A 17,094-nucleotide genomic window follows, 5' to 3' on the forward strand; every position below is an offset into this window, starting at 1 on the left:
TTAATACCGTACAACTTTCCGCGGCCGTCCCCGGTCGCACGCCCGGCCGGTAGGCTGGACGCCGACATGATTGAACTGGACCTCTCCCCGCAGATCGCCGAGCTGCGCTCGACCCTGGCCGACATCACCGCCGTCGTCGACCCCGACAAGCTCCGCGCCGAGATCGCCGAGCTGAGCGAGCAGGCGGGTGCCCCCGACCTCTGGGACGACACCGCCAACGCGCAGAAGGTCACCAGCGCGCTGAGCCACCGCCAGGCCGAGCTCGGCCGCATCACCACCATCGAGCGGCGCCTCGACGATCTCGAGGTGCTCGTCGAGCTCGCCAACGAGGGCGACGACGAGGAGTCCGCCGCCGAGGCGCGCACCGAGCTCGAGTCCCTGCAGAAGGCGCTCGGCGACCTGGAGGTGCAGACCCTGCTGAGCGGCGAGTACGACGAGCGCGCGGCCATCGTCACCATCCGCTCCGGCGCGGGCGGCGACGACGCCACCGACTTCGCCGAGATGCTCATGCGCATGTACCTGCGCTGGGCGGAGCAGCACAAGTACCCGGTCAAGGTGATGGACACCTCCTACGCCGAGGGCGCCGGCATCAAGTCGGCGACCTTCGAGGTCGATGTCCCGTACGCGTTCGGCACGCTCTCGGTCGAGGCCGGCACGCACCGATTGGCCCGCATCAGCCCGTTCGGGTCCGCCGACAAGCGCCAGACGTCGTTCGCCGCGGTCGAGGTCATCCCGCTCATGGAGGAGGCCACGCAGGTCGACATCCCGGAGGGCGACATCCGCGTCGACGTGTTCCGCTCCTCCGGCCCGGGTGGCCAGTCGGTCAACACGACCGACTCCGCCGTGCGCATCACCCACCTCCCCACGGGCATCGTCGTCTCCATGCAGAACGAGAAGTCGCAGATCCAGAACCGCGCCGCCGCCATGCGCGTGCTGCAGACGCGCCTGCTCCTGCTCCAGAAGGAGGAGGAGGCGGCCAAGAAGAAGGAGCTCGCCGGCACCATCACGGCCAGCTGGGGCGATCAGATGCGCTCGTACTTCCTCTACGGCCAGCAGCTCGTCAAGGATCTGCGTACGGGGTACGAGTCGGGGAACCCCGCCACCGTCTTCGACGGCGACCTCGACGGGTTCATCGCGGCGGGCATCCGCTGGCGTGCGGGGAACAAAGCCGAGTCCCAGGACTAGTCGATCCGGGACGCACCGCGCACCGACCGCACGCACGGCGCGCTGTCAGGCTCGCGCCACGCCCGCGTCACTACGGCGGATGCGACCGAAGATGCATAGTCTCTAGAGGTCATGATCCGGTTCGAACACGTATCCAAGCAGTACTCGGGCACGACCCGCCCGGCGCTGAACGGCATCAACCTCGAGGTGCTGCGCGGTGAGTTCGTCTTCCTGGTCGGCGCGTCCGGCTCGGGCAAGTCGAGTTGCCTGCGCCTCATCCTGAAAGAGGAGAAGCCCACCAAGGGCAGCATCCACGTGCTGGGGCAGGACCTCGGCTCGATCTCCTCGCGCAAGGTGCCGTACTTCCGCCGCAACCTCGGAGTCGTCTTCCAGGACTTCCGCCTGCTCCCCAACAAGAACGTCTTCCAGAACGTCGCCTTCACGCTGCAGGTCATCGGGAAGTCCCGTGGCTTCATCCAGGAAGCGGTTCCGGACGTGCTGAAGATGGTCGGGCTCGACGGCAAGGCCCAGCGGTTGCCGCACGAGCTCTCCGGTGGCGAGCAGCAGCGCGTGGCGATCGCGAGAGCCGTCGTCAACAAGCCCCAGATCCTCCTCGCGGACGAGCCGACGGGAAACCTGGACCCTGCGACCAGTGCCGGCATCATGGCCGTGCTCGAGCGGATCAACGCCGGCGGCACCACGGTGCTGATGGCGACGCACGAGGCCGCGATCGTCGACCAGATGAAGCGACGCGTGATCGAGCTCGTCGGCGGCCAGATCGTGCGCGACGAGCGCCACGGCGGTTACGGCGTGACGGCTGCCGTCCCGGTCCAGCGGGACCAGGTCACCGTTGCCGCGCCGGCCCCGGTCGGCGTTCCCGTCGGCGCTGCGGCGCCGGCGCCGTACGTCGCGCCCGCGAGCGAGCCGATGACGCGCCCGCACACCCCCGTGAGCAACCCCACCGGACCGGTCGCGGTGCCGCAGCAGACCGGGCCGCAGCCGTCCGCTCCGCAGCCGGTCGCGTACCCGCCGGCGGCGCAGCAGCCCGTCGCACCGCCACCGGCCGCTCCGCAGCCGGTGCAGCAGCCCGCCGCCGCCCCGGTGGCGCCGGGGGAGTCGCTGCCCGACCACCTCAACTTCACCGCGAACCTCGACCTCCGGGGCCTGCGCGAGAACTCCGACCGTGACGGCGAGCAGAATGTGGGGCCGACCAAATGAGATTCGGACTGATCTGGTCCGAGGTCGGCAACGGCCTGCGCCGCAACCTCTCGATGGTGATCTCCGTCATCCTGGTCACGTTCATCTCGCTGACCTTCGTCGGCACGGCAGCCCTGCTGCAGATGCAGATCGGCCAGATGAAGACCTACTGGTACGACCGCGCCCAGGTGGCGGTCTACATGTGCACGGAGGCCGACAACTGCCAAGCGGGCCCGGCGACCGAGCAGTCCGTCGAGGCCGTCAAGAAGCAGCTGGAGTCTCCCGAGCTCTCGCCGTACATCCAGAAGTTCTACTTCCAGAACCAGCAGCAGGCGTACGACGAGTTCAAGCAGCAGTTCAAGGGCAACCAGATCGCGGACTTCGTCACGCCGGACATGATCCCGCAGACCTTCTGGATCAACCTCAAGGATCCGAACCAGTCCGCGGTGCTCACGGAGACACTCGCCGGCACGGCCGGCGTGCAGAGCGTCGTGGATCAGCGCAGCTACCTGGACCAGATCTTCAACATCCTCGGCGCGGCCAGCGCCACCGCGCTCGTGGTGGCGGTGGTGATGCTCGTCGCCGCGGTCCTGCTGATCGCTACGACGATCCGCCTGTCGGCGTTCTCGCGACGGCGGGAGATCGGGATCATGCGCCTGGTCGGCGCCTCGAACAGGTTCATCCAGACGCCGTTCATCATCGAGGGCGTGCTGGCGGCGCTGATCGGCGCATTGCTGGCGGCCGGTGTCCTCGTCGTCATCGTGCAGCTGTTCGTGCGCGGCCCGCTGCAGAACAGCATCCAGTCGATCAACTTCGTGTCGATGGCGCAGGCCTGGCCGGTCATCCCGCTGATCGTGCTGGTGGGCGTGCTCCTGGCGGCGGCCTCCGCGAACTTCGCGATCAAGCGCTACCTGAAGGTCTGACGCACGATAGACTGGTCTGCTGCCCGGCGATGCGCCGGGCAGCACCACCATCGAACGTCAGGAGTCAGCCGTGCCCAGGGAACAGGGACAGAAGGTCGTCGCGACCAACCGTCGCGCCCGCCACGACTACATCCTCGAGGACACCTTCGAGGCCGGCCTCGTCCTGACCGGCACCGAAGTCAAATCGCTGCGGATGGGGCGCGCCTCGCTGGTCGACGGCTACGCCTTCGTCGACGGCGGCGAGGCGTGGCTCGATGCCGTGCACATCCCGGAGTACGCGGACGGCACGTGGAACAATCACGCGCCGCGCCGCAAGCGCAAGCTCCTGCTGCACAAGGCTCAGATCCTGAAGATCGAGAACAAGGTGAAGCAGGGCGGGTACACGATCGTGCCGCTCCAGATCTATTTCAACGACGGCCGCGCCAAGGTCGAGATCGCCGTGGCCAAGGGCAAGAAAGACTACGACAAGCGGCAGGCGCTGCGTGAGCGGCAGGACAACCGCGAGGCGCAGCGGGCGATGTCGAGCCGCCGCCACCTCGGCGAGTAGCCGCGCCTGCACAGGCTGTTCGCGGCGCGGTCGGTCGCACCTGGCAGACTGAGGCCATGACCAGCACCGCGCAGCGCATCCCCGTCCCCGGCACGTACAACTTCCGCGATGTGGGCGGGTACGCGGTCGACGGCGGGACCACTCGCAGCGGCAAGCTGTTCCGAGCCGATGCGCTCGGCCGCCTCGGCGACCCCGGCAAGCAGAGCCTCCGGGACCTCGGCGTGCGGGTCGTCATCGACCTGCGGGACCAGTTCGAGGTGGATGTGCTCCCCGACGACCTCGACGGCCTCGACGTCGACGTGCTGCGGCTCCCGGTGTTCGAGGGGTCCGGCGCTTCGCAGGCCACCATCGGGGCGACGCTCGTCGACCTCTACGAGAAGATCCTGCTCCAGCACCGGGACGTCGTCGTGCGCGCTCTGCGCGAGATCGCGGACACGGCCGATGCGCCGGTCGTCGTGCACTGCACCGCAGGCAAGGATCGCACGGGCATCGTCGTGGCCCTCGCCCTGCTGGCCGTCGGCGTCGATCGCGAGACCGTGCTCGACGACTACGCGGCGACGCAGGCGAACCTGGCGGGTGAGTGGCTCGACGGCATGCTGGAGCTGGTGCGCCGCCATGGAGTGGAGGTGACGCCCGACCTCCGCGTCATCATGGGAGGCAGCCCGCCGGAGGCGATGGCGGCGGCGCTCGACCTGCTCGACCGCGACTTCGGGGGCGCACGCGCCTACCTGCTGGACGCGGGCCTCGACGAGGTGGAGCTGGTGAAACTCCGCTCGGTGCTCGTGCGGCCGGCCTGATCGCTGCCGCTCTCAGACAGGGCGTCGATTCACAGGGGAGTCATCAGTCGTTCGCAGGTCGGTCGCGGGCAGCGCGTGCTTTCCTGGGAGCATGGACGAGAATCAGCCGACGGAGCCGCTTCCGCCACAGCATCCGGAGCCTCCGCGCCCGCAGGCGGAGGCTCCTGCCGTTGTGCCCGCTGAGCCGTTCTACAAGCGCCACGGCCTCGCGTTCGCCATCTCCACGCTTGTCCTCGGCGTCGTCGTCCTGCTCGGTGTCGTCGGTGCGGGCACCGTCGTCGCCGTCACGGTGGTGTCCCACTCGGTCTCGGCCCGTGACCACTCCTCGCAGGAGGGGCCGCGCGGGCCGGGTGACGGGCGTCAGGACGGGGGACCTGGACGGGAAGGCCCCGGCCAGGGCGGCCAGGGCGGCCAGGGCGCCGGCGGCACGCAGCGCGAGCTCGTCCGCGGCACGCTGGAGTCCGCCTCCGGATCGGAGTGGAGCGTCACGACGGCCGCGGGCACGACGATCACGGTGAAGATCACGTCGTCGACGGCTTACGGCCTGCCGAAGCAGTCGATGTCGGCCTCGGACTTCGCCTCGGGCGACGAGGTCATCGTGGTCGGCACCGACCGCAGCGGCGACACGGTCACAGCTGCTCGCATCCTCAAGCTCGCCGACATCCCGCGCCCGGGATCGACTCCGGGGCCGACTCCCGGTTCCGGCGGACTCTGACGCGCGTCAGCGTGTCCCAGGCCGCTCAGGAAGCCGCGAACCGAGCGTGCACCTGCACCGCGACGCGGATGTCCTCCGGCGCCAGTGCGAGTGCCCCGCCCGCCATGTCGGCGGACATCGTGCGCGCCCCCAGCGGGGTAGGCGACCCGGGCGGAGCGCCCGCGTCGCCGAGCAGTCCGGGGTCGCTGAGCGCGACGGGCCGCAGCTCGGTGAGACCGAGCGCCGACGCATACCGCCGGGCCGTCGCGACGGCGTCCTCGACAGCGAGGCGGGACACCTCGTCGACGAGGGCCTCCCTGGTCTCGTCGGAGAGCCTCCACTCGACGCCGTCGACGGAGACCCCCTCGCGCAGCGTCACCGTGCTCACCCAGTCCGAGACGGCGGCGGCCTCGGCGAACTCCGCTCGCAGCCCGAGTTCGGCGTGGTGCACGATCGGCAGCTGCTCGCCGCTCTGACTCCATGGCCGGTCGCCCCACACCCGCACCTGATCCGACGACCAGCGCAGCAGCGGACCGCCCGCCGCCTCCTCCAACTCGCGCAGGCCGGCCACCAGCTCCGCGTGACGCTGCGTCGCCAGTGCGAGCGTCTCGTGCCGCGAGGAGCCGTCGTACATCACCCGGACGCGTACGCTCCCGTGCTCCGCCGTCCGTTTCTGCTCGTGCTCGCCCAGGACCGTGATGATCGTCTCCGACATAGGGTGATCGTGGCATAGAACGGGTGGCTGCGCTGTTGTATGATGAGAAGCTCGCTGAGAGGCGAGAGCGGTATCTACACAACTCAACAGCGCGTGACAGCGACCCAGCCTGATGGCTGCGCACGGGGATGATCGGTTTCGACATTGTCTGCGTGACTGTGAGAAGCGGGTCGAGGATGCATGCTTATCTCGTAAACGACGCATGCAAAACCATAAGTGCCAATTCCAAGAGCACTGTCTCGGCCAAGGCCGACTTCGCCCTCGCGGCGTAAGTCCTCCTCCGCCATCTAAAGAGACCGTCAGACCGGGAACTGTTCTCTACCCGGATCCTGGCGTCAGCTAGAGAACTTGCTTCTGCGTTGCGTATCAGGGCGCAGAGGGACTTCAACTGATGCTGGGCCCGTCGGATCAGGTGCCAGTGGCAAGATCCGGGGCCGAGAAAACGCCTTCACTGGCTACACCCGTAGAAGGCACATGACCACAGCAGTGGACGGGGGTTCGATTCCCCCCATCTCCACCACCAGGTCGCTGTCACGCGTTGTTCGAGTCACGACACGACGAAGGGCCGCCCCGAGAGATGGCGGGTTCTAATGGTGGTCGCAACACTCCGGTTTTCGGGAGGTTGCGACCACCGTGTCGTTTTCGGAGGAGCAGGATCGGCGTCGGGCTGAGTTCCTAGCGTTGTTGGGGTCGTTGGGCAGTGTGACTCTTGCCGCGCGTGAGTTGGGGTTGAACACGAATACCGCGTTCGGTTGGGCGCGGAAGGCCGGGTTCCGGGCGAAGGCGTATCCGGCCAGGCCGCACCCGGGACGAGAGGAGTTCGCCCGATTGCGGGCGGAGGGCGTGTCACGCCGGGAGGCAGCGGCGCGAGTCGGGATCCACGAGCGCACCGGCCGCGACTGGGATTACGGCGTGAGGAAGTCGCGGAATTCGCGGTTTTACTCGGACGGGCGACGTGTTGATTACACGACCGGGCGCACCACGATGGAGTCCATGACGAGTCCACCGCCGAAGGTTCCGGAGCAGGTTGGCTCCCGTCTCCTGTCGCTTATGGAGCGGGAGACGATCGCCGATCTCAGACGGGCCGGGCTCACACTGCGGGCGATTGGACGGGCGCTAGACAGGCCCGCATCGACGATCAAACGCGAACTCGATGCGCGTTCGAAGGGCGGTCTCTATCTCCCGCACGGCGCGCATCGGGATGCCGCCACCAAGCGAGCTCGCCCGAAACCTGCGAAGCTCGCACAGCCCGGACGGTTGCGTGAGTATGTCGCCCAGCGACTGAGGGAACAATGGTCTCCGGAGCAGATCAGCGGCGTCTTGTCGCGTGATTACGCAGATGACGAGAGCATGCAGGTGAGCACGGAGACGATCTATCAAGCGATCTACATCCAGGCCCGCGGTGGGCTCAAACGCGAGATCGCCGACGCGTTGCGCACCGGCCGCGCCCGCCGCAAACCCCACCGGTCACCCGAGCAACGCACCAGCCGGTTCGTGGATCCGATGGTGATGATCTCAGAGCGTCCGCCGGAGGTCGAAGACCGCGCCGTCCCCGGCCACTGGGAAGGTGACCTGATCGTCGGCGCGAACAACCAGTCCGCGATCCTCACACTGGTAGAGCGCACCACCCGCTACGTGATGCTCGGCCACCTCCCCGGCGAGCACACCGCCGAAGCCGTCCGCGACGTCCTCGTCGAACTGATCGGCACGCTCCCACAACACCTGCGCGGGTCGTTGACCTGGGACCAGGGAGCAGAAATGGCCGCTCACAAGGCCTTCCGGGTCGCCACCGGCGTCCCGGTCTACTTCTGCGACCCCGCGTCCCCCTGGCAACGCGGCTCGAACGAGAACACTAACGGGCTGCTGCGCCAATACTTCCCCAAGGGCACCGACCTGACCGCTCACGGCCCGGAGGACCTCGAACACGTTGCCCAGAAACTCAACAGCCGGCCACGCAAAACGCTCGGCTGGGATACCCCAGCCGAGCGTCTGATACAACTCGTTTAGTTCACTTAGTGTTGCGACGACCCCTTGAATCCGCCGATCCGGGCGGCCCTTCGTCGTCGGTCGAGGGGGGACGCCTACTCGTCGTCCCGCGTGATCGCCTTGTTGAACCCGGTGACCGGCTGGGCCTCGTCGAAAGCGGCGACCTTGCGGCGGAAGCCGCGGGTGAGAGCGAGCAGGTAGACGAAGCCGATCACGGCCCAGACGAGGCCGCCGATGAGGGCGTCTGTGTGCAGGTTGACCCAGAGGATGCCGGTCAGGAGCATGCCGATGCCGGGGAGGACGATGAACGTGACGATGTCCTTCGCCTTTTTGCGGCGCCCCTTGCGGATGGCGAACCAGGCGATCACCGAGACGTTCACGAAGGTGAAGGCGATGAGGGCCCCGAAGTTGATGAACGCCGCGATCAGCTCGAGGGTGAAGGCCGCGGCAAGCAGGCTGATGACCCCGACGAGGACGATGTCGAACGTCGGGGTGTGGGTCTTGGGGCTGATGTACCCGAAGAGGCGCTGGGGGAGCACGTTGTTGCGGCCCATGACGAGCAGCATGCGCGAGACCGAGGCGTGCGAGGCGAGACCGGAGGCGAGCGTGGCGGCGAAACCGGCCGCCGTCAGGACCGCCTGGAGTACGGGTCCGCCGACCTGCAGACCGATCTGCGGGAGCGTGCTGTCCTCGATGGCGTCGGTGGGGAACGCCGACGACGATGGGAAGCGCAGCTGGGTGAAGTACGCCGCCACGAGGAAGATCCCGCCGCCGATGAGCACCGTGAACAGGATCGCCTTCGGCATGATCCGCGGGTGCTTCGCCTCCTCGGCGTACATCGTGACGGCGTCGAAGCCGATGAAGGAGAAGCAGACGATGGTCGCGCCCATGAGGACGGCCCCGAGGGTCACGCCGTCGTGGAAGAAAGGCTGCACCGACGCGACCGTGCCGGCGCCCTGCCCCTGGACGAGCTGGGCGATGACCATGATCACGAAGACCGCCATGACGACGATCGAGAAGACCAGGAGGAGCATGTTCATGTTCGACGTGCCGCGCATGGTCAGGTAGATGACCGACGTGACGACCGCGCAGTAGATCACGACCCAGATCCAGCCCGGCACGTCCGGGAAGATCGCCTCCAGATAGCTCCGGATGATCAGGCAGTTCACCATCGGCAGCAGCACGTAGTCGATGAGGGAGGTCCAGCCGACCATGAAGCCGACGTTCGGGTGGACCGACTCGCGCACGTAGGTGTAGGCCGACCCCGCGCTCGGGATCGCGCCCGCCATTCTGCCGTAGCTGATCGCCGTGAACATCATCACGACGAGCGCCACCAGGTAAGCGGAGGGGACGACGTTGTCCGTGTCGCGCGCCACCATCCCGAAGGTGTCGAAGACGACCGTCGGCGTCATGTAACCGAGACCCAGCCCGACGATCGCCCAGAGTCCGAGGTTCCGTCGGAGGGAGCCGGACTTCGATGTGGCGGGGGCTGATGTACTCGTCACGGTCTCTCCTTACGAACAGGGCGAGCGGACGAGGGGCCTCCCGCTCGTCCGCGAGCAGTGACAGCCATCATGGCAGAGCGGACGAGCGACCCGCACCACACACTCCGTCGGACGAGCCGACGATTCCGGATGATCTGACCTGTCGCTGACGCTGCGGCCGCCACTCCCATGCGGCCGCACGGAGCGCTCGCTTCGCGCGTCCTATCGGCTGAGCGCCCAATCGAGGGCGACGCCCAGCCCGGTGAGCACGGAGATGTGGCCCTCGCGCGGACGCAGCCAGAGCTCGCCGCGGTGCAGTCGCGCGAGCTGGAGAGCCGCATGGCCGGGTGGGACGACGCGGTCGGCGCCGCCCTGCACGAGCAGCGCCGGGCAGCGCACGGCGGCGAGGTCGACGCCCCACGGCGTGACGTAGGCGACGTCGTCGTCGACCTCGCCGTCCGGGCCGTCGGCCGACCCGGCGCCCGCGTCCGCGCCCAGGGGTCCCCAGTCGCCGTTCAGCGCCTCGTAGTCGCGCGCCGTGAAGGAGTCCGGGTCGAACTCGGCCGTCTGCGCGTGCGCGAGCCGCGCGTCGCGGCCGCTCAGCGCGGCGCCGAGGCCGGAGGGATCGGCCATCCCGGTGAACCAGTCGGGCGAGGCGGTGTAGGGGGCGATCCCCGCCAGCACCACCGCCGCGCGCACGCGGTCGGGGGCGACGGCGGCGAGCGCGAGCGCGTGCGGGCCGCCGCCGGACGCGCCGGCGGCGATGACCTCCCGCACGTCGAGTTCGTCGAGCACGGCGACGACGTCGGCGGCCGCGTCCGCAACGGTCCGCCCGGGCAGCGGGTCCGACCCGGGATAGCCGGGACGGGCGCACGAGACGACACGGAGCCCGCGTGCGGACGCCGCGGCCGCGACGGGTGCGATGACGGCGCCGGTCTGCGGCGTGCCGTGATGCCAGACGAGAACCGGAGCTCCGGCTGCGCCTCCGGTGTCGAACCAGCGGACGCGGCGCCCGTCCGCGGTCGTGAGGGCCCCCGTCGTGTCTGCTTTCATCCTCGCCATGCCTCCAACTCCTGCAACAGCTCCGCCTTGCGCCCGTCGCTCGCGAAGGACGCCTCGATCGAGTTGCGCGCGTACCGTGCGGCCCGCTCCGCGGTGAGGCCGAGGGCGTCTCGCACGGCGATGAAGTTGTCGCCGACGTAGCCGCCGAAGTACGCGGGGTCGTCGGAGTTGATCGTGACCGCGACCCCGGCGTCGTCGAGCTCGTGCAGCGGGTGGTCGGCCAGCACGGGAACGGCGCGCAGGCGCAGGTTCGACAGCGGGCACACCGTGAGGGCGATGCGTTCGGCGGCCAGCCGCTGCACGAGCGCGTCGTCCTCGACCGAGCGGATGCCGTGGTCGATCCGCTCAGCGCCGAGCAGGTCGAGCGCGTCGCGGACATAGCCGGCCGGACCCTCCTCGCCGGCGTGCGCGACCACGCGTAGACCGGCCTCGCGGGCGCGCCGGTACACGGCCTCGAACAGCGCGGGCGGGTAGCCGACCTCGGCGGAGTCGAGCCCGACGCCGATGATGCGGTCGGTTCGGGTGAGGCCGGCGCTCAGGATCTGCTCCGCCGACTCCACGCTCTCGTCGCGGAGGAAGCAGAGGATGATGCCGCTCGTGATTCCGAGGTCGCGCTCCGCCTCGTCCAGTGCGGCGCCGATGCCGTCGACGACGTCGTCGAGACGGACTCCGCGTGCCACGTGCGCCTGCGGGTCGAAGAACAGCTCGACGTGCCGGACGCCCTGCTCGGCCGCGCGGGCCAGGTAGCGCCGGGTCAGTTCGGCGAAGTCGTCTTTCGTGCGGAGGACGTCCATCGTGGCGTAGTAGAGGTCGAGGAACGACTGCAGGTCCGCGAAGTCGTACTGTGCGGCGAGCTCCTCCACCGACGCGTAGGGGAGGGGCACGCCGTTGCGGCCCGCCAGCTCGAACACGAGGTCCGGCTCCAGCGTGCCCTCGATGTGGAGGTGCAGCTCCGCCTTGGGCAGAGCCATCAGGGCGGAATCGGACGGAGCGGAGGGGGAGGGGGCGGGCACGGCATCGGTCATGCACCGATCCTCCCACCTGCGGCGGACGGGATCATCCGGGCGGCGGATGCCCGGGCGCGGCGCGGGCGTTAGCGTCGGGGGATGCGCCGCCTCGTCCTGCTCATCCTGGCCGTCCTCGTCATCGCGGCCGGCCTTGCCGTGCACACCGCGACCTCGGGGGAACCGGGCGGCTTCGTCGGAGACGCCCTCTATGCGGTGCTGGTGTTCCTGCTCGCGGCGCTGGTGGCCCCGCGCGCCTCCGTGCTGCTGACCGGTGGTGCCGCGCTCGCTCTCTGCTGGGGCGTCGAGCTGCTGCAGCTGACGGGCATCCCCGCCGTGCTGGCGCGATCCGTCCCGGGCGCGTCGCTGGCGCTGGGGACCACGTTCGAGGCCCTCGACCTCGTCGCCTACGCGGTGGGCGTCGGCACGGCGGTCTCGGTGGACGCGCTCATCCGGCGCGCAGCAGGATCTTGCCGAGGTGGGCCGACGACTCCATCCGCCGGTGCGCCTGGCTCGCGTCGGCCAGAGGGAACACCGAGTCGATGACGGGGCGCAGCCGCCCGTCCGCCAGCAGGGGCCACACCCGTCGTTCCACGTCCGCGACGATCTCGCGGCGCTCGGCGAGTGGACGCGCCCGGAGGGTCGTCCCGTGCACGAGGGCGCGCTTGCGCATGAGCAGTCCCATGTCGAGGGAGGCCGGGGCGCTCTCGCGCGTCGCGATGGACATGATGCGGCCGCCCGTCGCGAGCGCGTCGAGGTCGCGGGCGATGTACGAGCCGCCGACGATGTCGAGCACGACGTCGGCTCCACGCCCGTCGGTGACGGCGAGCACGGCCTCCACGAAGTCCTGGGAGCGATAGTCGACCGCCGCCTCCGCGCCGAGGTCGCGGCAGAACGCCGTCTTGACGTCGCTGCCCGCGGTGGCGATCACGCGGGCGCCGAACGCGCGCCCGAGCTGGATGGCGGTGCTGCCGATCCCGCTCGATCCCCCGTGGACGAGGAGGGTCTCACCGTCCGCGAGCCGGGCGATCCGGAACACGTTCGACCACACGGTCGCGACCGCCTCCGGCAGGCCGGCGGCCTCGACCAGGTCGATCCCGTCGGGCACGGGGAGCACGAGGCCCGCATCCACCGCCACCTGTTCGGCGTAGCCGCCGCCGGGGAGCAGGGCGCACACACGGTCGCCGACGCTCCAGCGCTCGACGCCGCCTCCGACGCGGACGACCGTGCCGGACACCTCCAGTCCGGGCCATTCGGGCGCCCCCGCGGGAGGCGGATAGAAGCCCCGGCGCTGGCTGAGGTCCGCGCCGTTGAGTCCGGCGGCGGCGACCCGGATGAGCACCTCGCCGGCGGCGGGCTGCGGGTCCGCGACCTCGCGGAGCCGGAGGACCTCCGGACCGCCCGGCTCGGCGATGGTCACGGCTCGCATCAGCGGGCGACCCGGTCCGCGTCGCGGCGGGCGCTCAGCACGTCGCGGATCTTGACGCGGCTCGAGTACTGGATCGAGCCGTAGCGGAACAGCCGGACGGCGAGGCGCAGCACGATCGCCGCGAGCACAAAGAGCTCCACGATGATCACGATCGCCTGCCACAGCGGCAGGGAGCCGAAGGCGTTCAGGATGAGCGCGGTAATGGGCGCGGTGTAGGGGAAGAACGCCAGGATCTGCACGATCGGCGACTCGGGCGCGCTGACCGCGAAGCTCGACGCGTAGAGGGGGATGACGACGGCGAAGATCACGACGGAGAACACGGGGGCTGCATCCTTCGCGGTCGGCATCACGGCGCCCACGGCCACGAGGGTTCCGGTGAACAGGGCGAAGCCGCCGATGAGGATCAGCGACCCGACGACCATCTTCTGCGGATCGAAGACGAGCCCGCTGAGATCCAGGTTCGGGATGTCGAGCTGATCGCGGAAGAACAAGTACCCGACGAGGACAGGCAGGGCGAACACCGCGATCTGGATGATGCCGACGGCGAAGAGGGAGATCACCTTGCCGATCAGCAGGTTGGTCGGGTTGATCGTCGTCAGGATCATCTCGGTGACGCGGTTCTCCTTCTCCTCCAGCGTGGAGTTCAGCATCTGGTTGCCGAGGAACACGATCACGATGAAGAACGCGGCCAGGAAGATGAGCGCAGGGATGATCGCCTCGAAACCGGGGGCGACCGCCCCGTCCTTGAAGGTCGTCGTCGAGGTGGAGACCTCGCCGCGGAGGATGGCCACGTCGATCGGGGAGTCGAGCCGTTGCTCCACGCTCGCCGACAGCAGCGCCTGCGCGACCGAGGAGTACTTGCCGTTCTGGAACACTCCGACGTCGGCGCCCCAGACCTTGATGGCGTCGGTCTTCGGGTCGGCCGGGTAGTCGAAGTACGCCGCCGTTCCGCCGATCTGCACCTCCTCGACGCCCTCCGCGTCGCTCTGGATCAGCTTTCCGCCGTACTCGCGCGCGATCGTCGGGTTCACGAGTCCGGAGGCGTCGCTGTAGAGGAAGTCGAAACGCGCGTTCTTCTGCGCGTCCGCCGAGTTCGACGTCGAGACGTTGGCCGAGATGATCAGCGCGCCGAGGCCGAAGACCAGTAGCGGGAGGATGAGGGTGACGACCCAGAAGGACCGCTTCGACACAGTGCGCTTGAACTCGAACGAGATGACGGTGGAGAGGTTGTGGCGGGCCATGTCAGTCCTCCTGGCGGCTTTCGGCGCCGTAGACCTCGACGAAGATGTCGTCGAGCGACTTGCGGGTGGGGGCGAAGCGGGTCACGGCGAGGCCGGCGTCGAGCAGGCCTCGCAGGATGGCGGCGTCGTCGGCGTCGTTCGCCACCTCCAGCTCGGCGTGGCCGGCCGCGTCGAAGGCGATCCGGTAGGCAGGGGAGGCGGGCACGACGCCGTCGTGGTCGACGTGGATGATCGTGCCGCCGAACTGCTCCTGCACCTCCGGCACGGTGCCGTACGCGCGGGAGACGCCGTCCTTCAGCAGGATGACCCGGTCGCAGAGCCGCTCGACCTCTTCCATCTGGTGGGTCACCATCATGACCGTGGAGCCCCCGCGCTTCTGATCGGCGATGATGTCCATCAGCAGCCGCCGATTGACCGGGTCGAAGCCCTTCGTCGGCTCGTCGAGGATGAGCAGCTCGGGGTCGTTCATGATCGTGACGCCCAGTTGCACCTTCTGCTGCTGGCCGCCGGAGAGCTTGTCGAGGCGCGTCTTCTCCTTGTCGCCGAGTCCGACTCGCTCCAGGTACTCCCGCGACCAGTGACGGGCCTGTTCGGCGCCGAGACCCTTGAGACGGCCGAAGTAGACCATCACGTCGATGACGGACTCCTTCTTGTAGAGCCCGCGCTCCTCCGGCAGGTACCCCAGGCGCTCACCGGTCTCCGGAGAGAACGGCTTGCCGTCGATGTGCAGCACGCCCGCGGTCGGCTGGTAGATGCCGAGCAATGCGCGGATGGTCGTCGTCTTGCCGGACCCGTTGCTGCCGAGGAAGCCGAACGTCTCCCCGCGGTTGATGTCGAAAGAGAGGTCGCGGATGACCGTCGTGCGGCCGAAGTCCATCCGGAATCCCTGGATGTGGACGAGGGGTTCGAGTGTCGATGCGCTCACGCCCCCAAGCCTAGGGGTGGCCCTCCTGCGCGTCACCGGGCCACGCCCGCGTCAGGCGAGCGCCTCAAGCAGGGCCGGGTGGAGGCGGCCGTTGCTCGCCAGGGACGACCCGTTGCCCGGTCCGGGCGTGCCGTCGACGGAGGTGAACCGGCCGCCCGCCTCCTCCACGATCGGGATCAGCGCCGCCAGGTCGTAGGTCTTCACGTCGAACTCGGCGACCGCGTCCAGCACGCCCTCGGCGAGGAGCATGTACGACCACATGTCGCCGTAGGCCCGATCGCGCCACACCGCGCGGGACAGCGCGATGAGCTTGTCGAGATACCCGGCGTCGTCCCACTGGGCGATGCTCTGGAAGCTGAGCGACGCGTGCTCCAGTTCGGCGACACCCGAGACGTGGAGGCGGCGCGGCTCGCCGCTCGCCTCGTCCGCGGTCCAGGCGCCGTCGCCCGCCGCCCCCCACCAGCGGCGGCCGAGAGCGGGGGAGCTCACCACGCCGACGACCGGCACGCCGTCGACCGCGAGGGCGATCAGGGTGCCCCACACGGGCACGCCGCGCAGGTAGTTCGCGGTGCCGTCGATCGGGTCGACGATCCACTGGCGCGCGGCGTCGCCCTCGGTGCCGTACTCCTCGCCCAGGATGCCGTCGTCCGGCCGTTCGGCGGCGATCGCCTCCCGCAGCGCCCTCTCCACCGCCAGGTCGGCCTCGGTCACGAACGACCGGTCCGGCTTGGTGTCGATGCGCAGATCCTGCGCCCGGAAATGCTCGGATGAGATGCGGTCGGCGATGTCGGCGAGGCGCAGAGCGAGAGCGAGGTCGTCGGTGTAGCGGGTCACGAGGACGAGCCTAGCGGGGGCCGCGTCACGCGGCATCCACCCGCCGCAGCGTCTAAGCTGATGCGGGTTCACGACCGGAGGATCATGAAGACGGCACCATCAGCGCGCTCGGCGGGCATCGACGCGGTCCGCGTCCTCGGCATCGGCGCGGTCATCTTCGGGCACACCTTCACCGGGCACCTCACGCACGAGTTCATCTACGCCTGGCACGTGCCCGTCTTCTTCTTCCTCACCGGATACCTGTGGAAGCGGGGGCGGACCGTCGGGGACGAGTTCGTCAAGCGCGGCCGGACGCTCGGACTGCCCTACATCGGATGGTTCGTGGTCGTCTCGCTCCTCGTCGCCGTCGACATGGCACGGTCCGGTGCGGTCGACCTGTCCTTCCTCGGGCCCTCGGGGTACGGCGGCCTGAGCGCCCGCGGCGCTTTCGGGACCTTCTGGTTCGTGTCCACCCTCTTCTTCGCGGCCCTCCTCTACCGGATGATCGAGCGTCTGCCACGCGCGGTCGTCTGGATCGTCGCCATCGCCGGCCTCGCCGCCGGATACCTGTTCGGCGGCTGGCTCGCGTCGACACCGCTGGCCATCGGGTCGGCGCTCCCGTGCCTGATCTTCCTGGCGGTCGGCACAGCCGCGAGGGAGGTCGAGCCGCGCATCCCGCGCAAGCCGCTCGTGGGCCTCGCCCTGATCGTCCTTCCGCTCGTCGTCATCGCCCTCGTGCAGCCGGAGCCGATCGACATCAAGCAGGGGCTCTACGGCGCCCCGGCCGTCGGCGTCCTGTTCGCCTGCGCCATCTCGTTCGGCCTCGTGCTCGTCGCGCAGGCGATTCCATACCCCCGGGTGCTCGGCGGCCTCGTCACGGAGCTCGCCGTCGTCGGCATCGCCGTCGTCCTCTTCCACCCCTACGTCCTCGCCTATTCACGCGCGCACGGCCTTCCGGCGGTCGGGATGTTCCTGGCGGCGGTCATCGTCCCGTGGGTCGTCGCCCTGCTGCTACACCGCACACCCCTCTCCGCACTCCTCATCGGGTTCCCGCGGCGGGCTTTCCGGCGGGTGCTGGACCGCGTCTGACCGCCCGGGCACGATACACGCCGG

At 69.3% G+C, this 17,094-nt stretch carries 17 protein-coding genes and 1 other RNA gene; 10 read left to right on the forward strand and 8 right to left on the reverse strand.

The annotated features are described in order from the left end of the window. The first annotated feature begins 66 nt into the window (after positions 1–66). The 6 genes from prfB (at position 67) to IT072_RS08440 (ending at position 5,343) form a co-directional block, all read left to right on the forward strand. On the forward strand, positions 67–1,185 hold the full coding sequence (prfB, locus tag IT072_RS08415) for a peptide chain release factor 2 (protein WP_223360488.1): 1,119 nt from the start codon (positions 67–69) through the stop codon (positions 1,183–1,185). A gap of 111 nt (positions 1,186–1,296) precedes the next feature. Continuing rightward, on the forward strand, positions 1,297–2,382 hold the full coding sequence (gene ftsE / locus IT072_RS08420; RefSeq protein WP_223360489.1) for a cell division ATP-binding protein FtsE: 1,086 nt from the start codon (positions 1,297–1,299) through the stop codon (positions 2,380–2,382). Then, positions 2,379–3,284, forward strand: coding sequence for a permease-like cell division protein FtsX (gene ftsX, locus IT072_RS08425; RefSeq protein WP_223360490.1), 906 nt, complete (start codon positions 2,379–2,381; stop codon positions 3,282–3,284). The genes ftsE and ftsX overlap by 4 nt, the downstream gene beginning before the upstream one ends. Before the next feature lie 70 nt (positions 3,285–3,354). Beyond that, on the forward strand, positions 3,355–3,831 hold the full coding sequence (gene smpB / locus IT072_RS08430) for an SsrA-binding protein SmpB (protein WP_223360491.1): 477 nt from the start codon (positions 3,355–3,357) through the stop codon (positions 3,829–3,831). Positions 3,832–3,887: 56 nt separating this feature from the next. After that, a complete protein-coding gene (locus tag IT072_RS08435) occupies positions 3,888–4,628 on the forward strand; it encodes a tyrosine-protein phosphatase (protein WP_223360492.1) in 741 nt (246 codons plus the stop codon). A 91-nt stretch (positions 4,629–4,719) separates the two neighbouring features. After that, on the forward strand, positions 4,720–5,343 hold the full coding sequence (locus tag IT072_RS08440) for a hypothetical protein (protein ID WP_223360493.1): 624 nt from the start codon (positions 4,720–4,722) through the stop codon (positions 5,341–5,343). Positions 5,344–5,368: 25 nt separating this feature from the next. On the opposite strand, the gene IT072_RS08445 is transcribed toward IT072_RS08440, so the two are convergent. Next, positions 5,369–6,037, reverse strand: coding sequence for an SIMPL domain-containing protein (locus IT072_RS08445; RefSeq protein WP_223360494.1), 669 nt, complete (start codon positions 6,035–6,037; stop codon positions 5,369–5,371). 124 nt (positions 6,038–6,161) lie between these two features. Between IT072_RS08445 and ssrA the strand changes: the two genes are divergently transcribed. Beyond that, positions 6,162–6,557, forward strand: a transfer-messenger RNA (tmRNA) gene (gene ssrA, locus IT072_RS08450). A 323-nt stretch (positions 6,558–6,880) separates the two neighbouring features. Continuing rightward, positions 6,881–8,044: an IS30 family transposase gene (locus IT072_RS08455; RefSeq protein ID WP_223360928.1), complete on the forward strand. Its 1,164-nt coding sequence runs from the start codon at positions 6,881–6,883 to the stop codon at positions 8,042–8,044. Between the two features lie 74 nt (positions 8,045–8,118). Here IT072_RS08455 and IT072_RS08460 read toward each other — a convergent pair whose 3' ends face one another. From IT072_RS08460 to IT072_RS08470, 3 genes are all read right to left on the reverse strand, one after another. Further along, the gene (locus IT072_RS08460; protein WP_223360495.1) at positions 8,119–9,528 is read right to left on the reverse strand and encodes an APC family permease; all 1,410 of its coding nucleotides are present in this window, start codon (positions 9,526–9,528) and stop codon (positions 8,119–8,121) included. Positions 9,529–9,729: 201 nt separating this feature from the next. Then, positions 9,730–10,560: an alpha/beta fold hydrolase gene (locus IT072_RS08465; RefSeq protein ID WP_223360497.1), complete on the reverse strand. Its 831-nt coding sequence runs from the start codon at positions 10,558–10,560 to the stop codon at positions 9,730–9,732. Further along, entirely contained in the window at positions 10,557–11,594 is a 1,038-nt protein-coding gene (locus IT072_RS08470) for an adenosine deaminase (protein WP_223360498.1), read from the reverse strand. The genes IT072_RS08465 and IT072_RS08470 overlap by 4 nt, the downstream gene beginning before the upstream one ends. Before the next feature lie 81 nt (positions 11,595–11,675). Between IT072_RS08470 and IT072_RS08475 the strand changes: the two genes are divergently transcribed. Then, the gene (locus IT072_RS08475) at positions 11,676–12,119 is read left to right on the forward strand and encodes a ribosomal maturation YjgA family protein (RefSeq protein ID WP_223360500.1); all 444 of its coding nucleotides are present in this window, start codon (positions 11,676–11,678) and stop codon (positions 12,117–12,119) included. Here the strand turns inward: IT072_RS08475 and IT072_RS08480 are convergent. The 4 genes from IT072_RS08480 to hisN all read right to left on the reverse strand — a co-directional run bounded on the left by IT072_RS08480 (position 12,022) and on the right by hisN (position 16,002). Further along, complete coding sequence (locus IT072_RS08480; RefSeq protein WP_223360502.1) at positions 12,022–13,002, reverse strand: NAD(P)H-quinone oxidoreductase; 981 nt, start codon at positions 13,000–13,002, stop codon at positions 12,022–12,024. The genes IT072_RS08475 and IT072_RS08480 overlap by 98 nt on opposite strands. Next, entirely contained in the window at positions 13,002–14,243 is a 1,242-nt protein-coding gene (locus tag IT072_RS08485) for an ABC transporter permease (protein ID WP_223360503.1), read from the reverse strand. Before IT072_RS08485 ends, IT072_RS08480 begins: the two co-directional genes overlap by 1 nt. A 1-nt stretch (position 14,244) precedes the next feature. Continuing rightward, entirely contained in the window at positions 14,245–15,120 is an 876-nt protein-coding gene (locus tag IT072_RS08490; protein ID WP_223360929.1) for an ABC transporter ATP-binding protein, read from the reverse strand. 99 nt (positions 15,121–15,219) lie between these two features. Beyond that, entirely contained in the window at positions 15,220–16,002 is a 783-nt protein-coding gene (hisN, locus tag IT072_RS08495) for a histidinol-phosphatase (RefSeq protein WP_223360505.1), read from the reverse strand. An 84-nt stretch (positions 16,003–16,086) separates the two neighbouring features. Between hisN and IT072_RS08500 the strand changes: the two genes are divergently transcribed. Continuing rightward, the gene (locus tag IT072_RS08500; RefSeq protein WP_223360507.1) at positions 16,087–17,070 is read left to right on the forward strand and encodes an acyltransferase family protein; all 984 of its coding nucleotides are present in this window, start codon (positions 16,087–16,089) and stop codon (positions 17,068–17,070) included. The last annotated feature ends 24 nt before the right edge of the window (positions 17,071–17,094 follow it).

The organism is Leifsonia sp. ZF2019 (assembly GCF_019924635.1).
GTDB lineage: Bacteria > Actinomycetota > Actinomycetes > Actinomycetales > Microbacteriaceae > Leifsonia.

Coding starts and splice junctions, on each gene's coding strand:
- IT072_RS08445 (WP_223360494.1), bottom strand. CDS start 6,037: ATGTCGGAGACGATCATCACGGTCCTGGGCGAGCACGAGCAGAAACGG.
- IT072_RS08480 (WP_223360502.1), bottom strand. CDS start 13,002: ATGCGAGCCGTGACCATCGCCGAGCCGGGCGGTCCGGAGGTCCTCCGG.
- IT072_RS08435 (WP_223360492.1), top strand. CDS start 3,888: ATGACCAGCACCGCGCAGCGCATCCCCGTCCCCGGCACGTACAACTTC.
- prfB (WP_223360488.1), top strand. CDS start 67: ATGATTGAACTGGACCTCTCCCCGCAGATCGCCGAGCTGCGCTCGACC.
- ftsE (WP_223360489.1), top strand. CDS start 1,297: ATGATCCGGTTCGAACACGTATCCAAGCAGTACTCGGGCACGACCCGC.
- IT072_RS08485 (WP_223360503.1), bottom strand. CDS start 14,243: ATGGCCCGCCACAACCTCTCCACCGTCATCTCGTTCGAGTTCAAGCGC.
- ftsX (WP_223360490.1), top strand. CDS start 2,379: ATGAGATTCGGACTGATCTGGTCCGAGGTCGGCAACGGCCTGCGCCGC.
- IT072_RS08440 (WP_223360493.1), top strand. CDS start 4,720: ATGGACGAGAATCAGCCGACGGAGCCGCTTCCGCCACAGCATCCGGAG.
- IT072_RS08500 (WP_223360507.1), top strand. CDS start 16,087: ATGAAGACGGCACCATCAGCGCGCTCGGCGGGCATCGACGCGGTCCGC.
- IT072_RS08490 (WP_223360929.1), bottom strand. CDS start 15,120: ATGGACTTCGGCCGCACGACGGTCATCCGCGACCTCTCTTTCGACATC.
- IT072_RS08465 (WP_223360497.1), bottom strand. CDS start 10,560: ATGAAAGCAGACACGACGGGGGCCCTCACGACCGCGGACGGGCGCCGC.
- IT072_RS08475 (WP_223360500.1), top strand. CDS start 11,676: ATGCGCCGCCTCGTCCTGCTCATCCTGGCCGTCCTCGTCATCGCGGCC.
- IT072_RS08470 (WP_223360498.1), bottom strand. CDS start 11,594: ATGACCGATGCCGTGCCCGCCCCCTCCCCCTCCGCTCCGTCCGATTCC.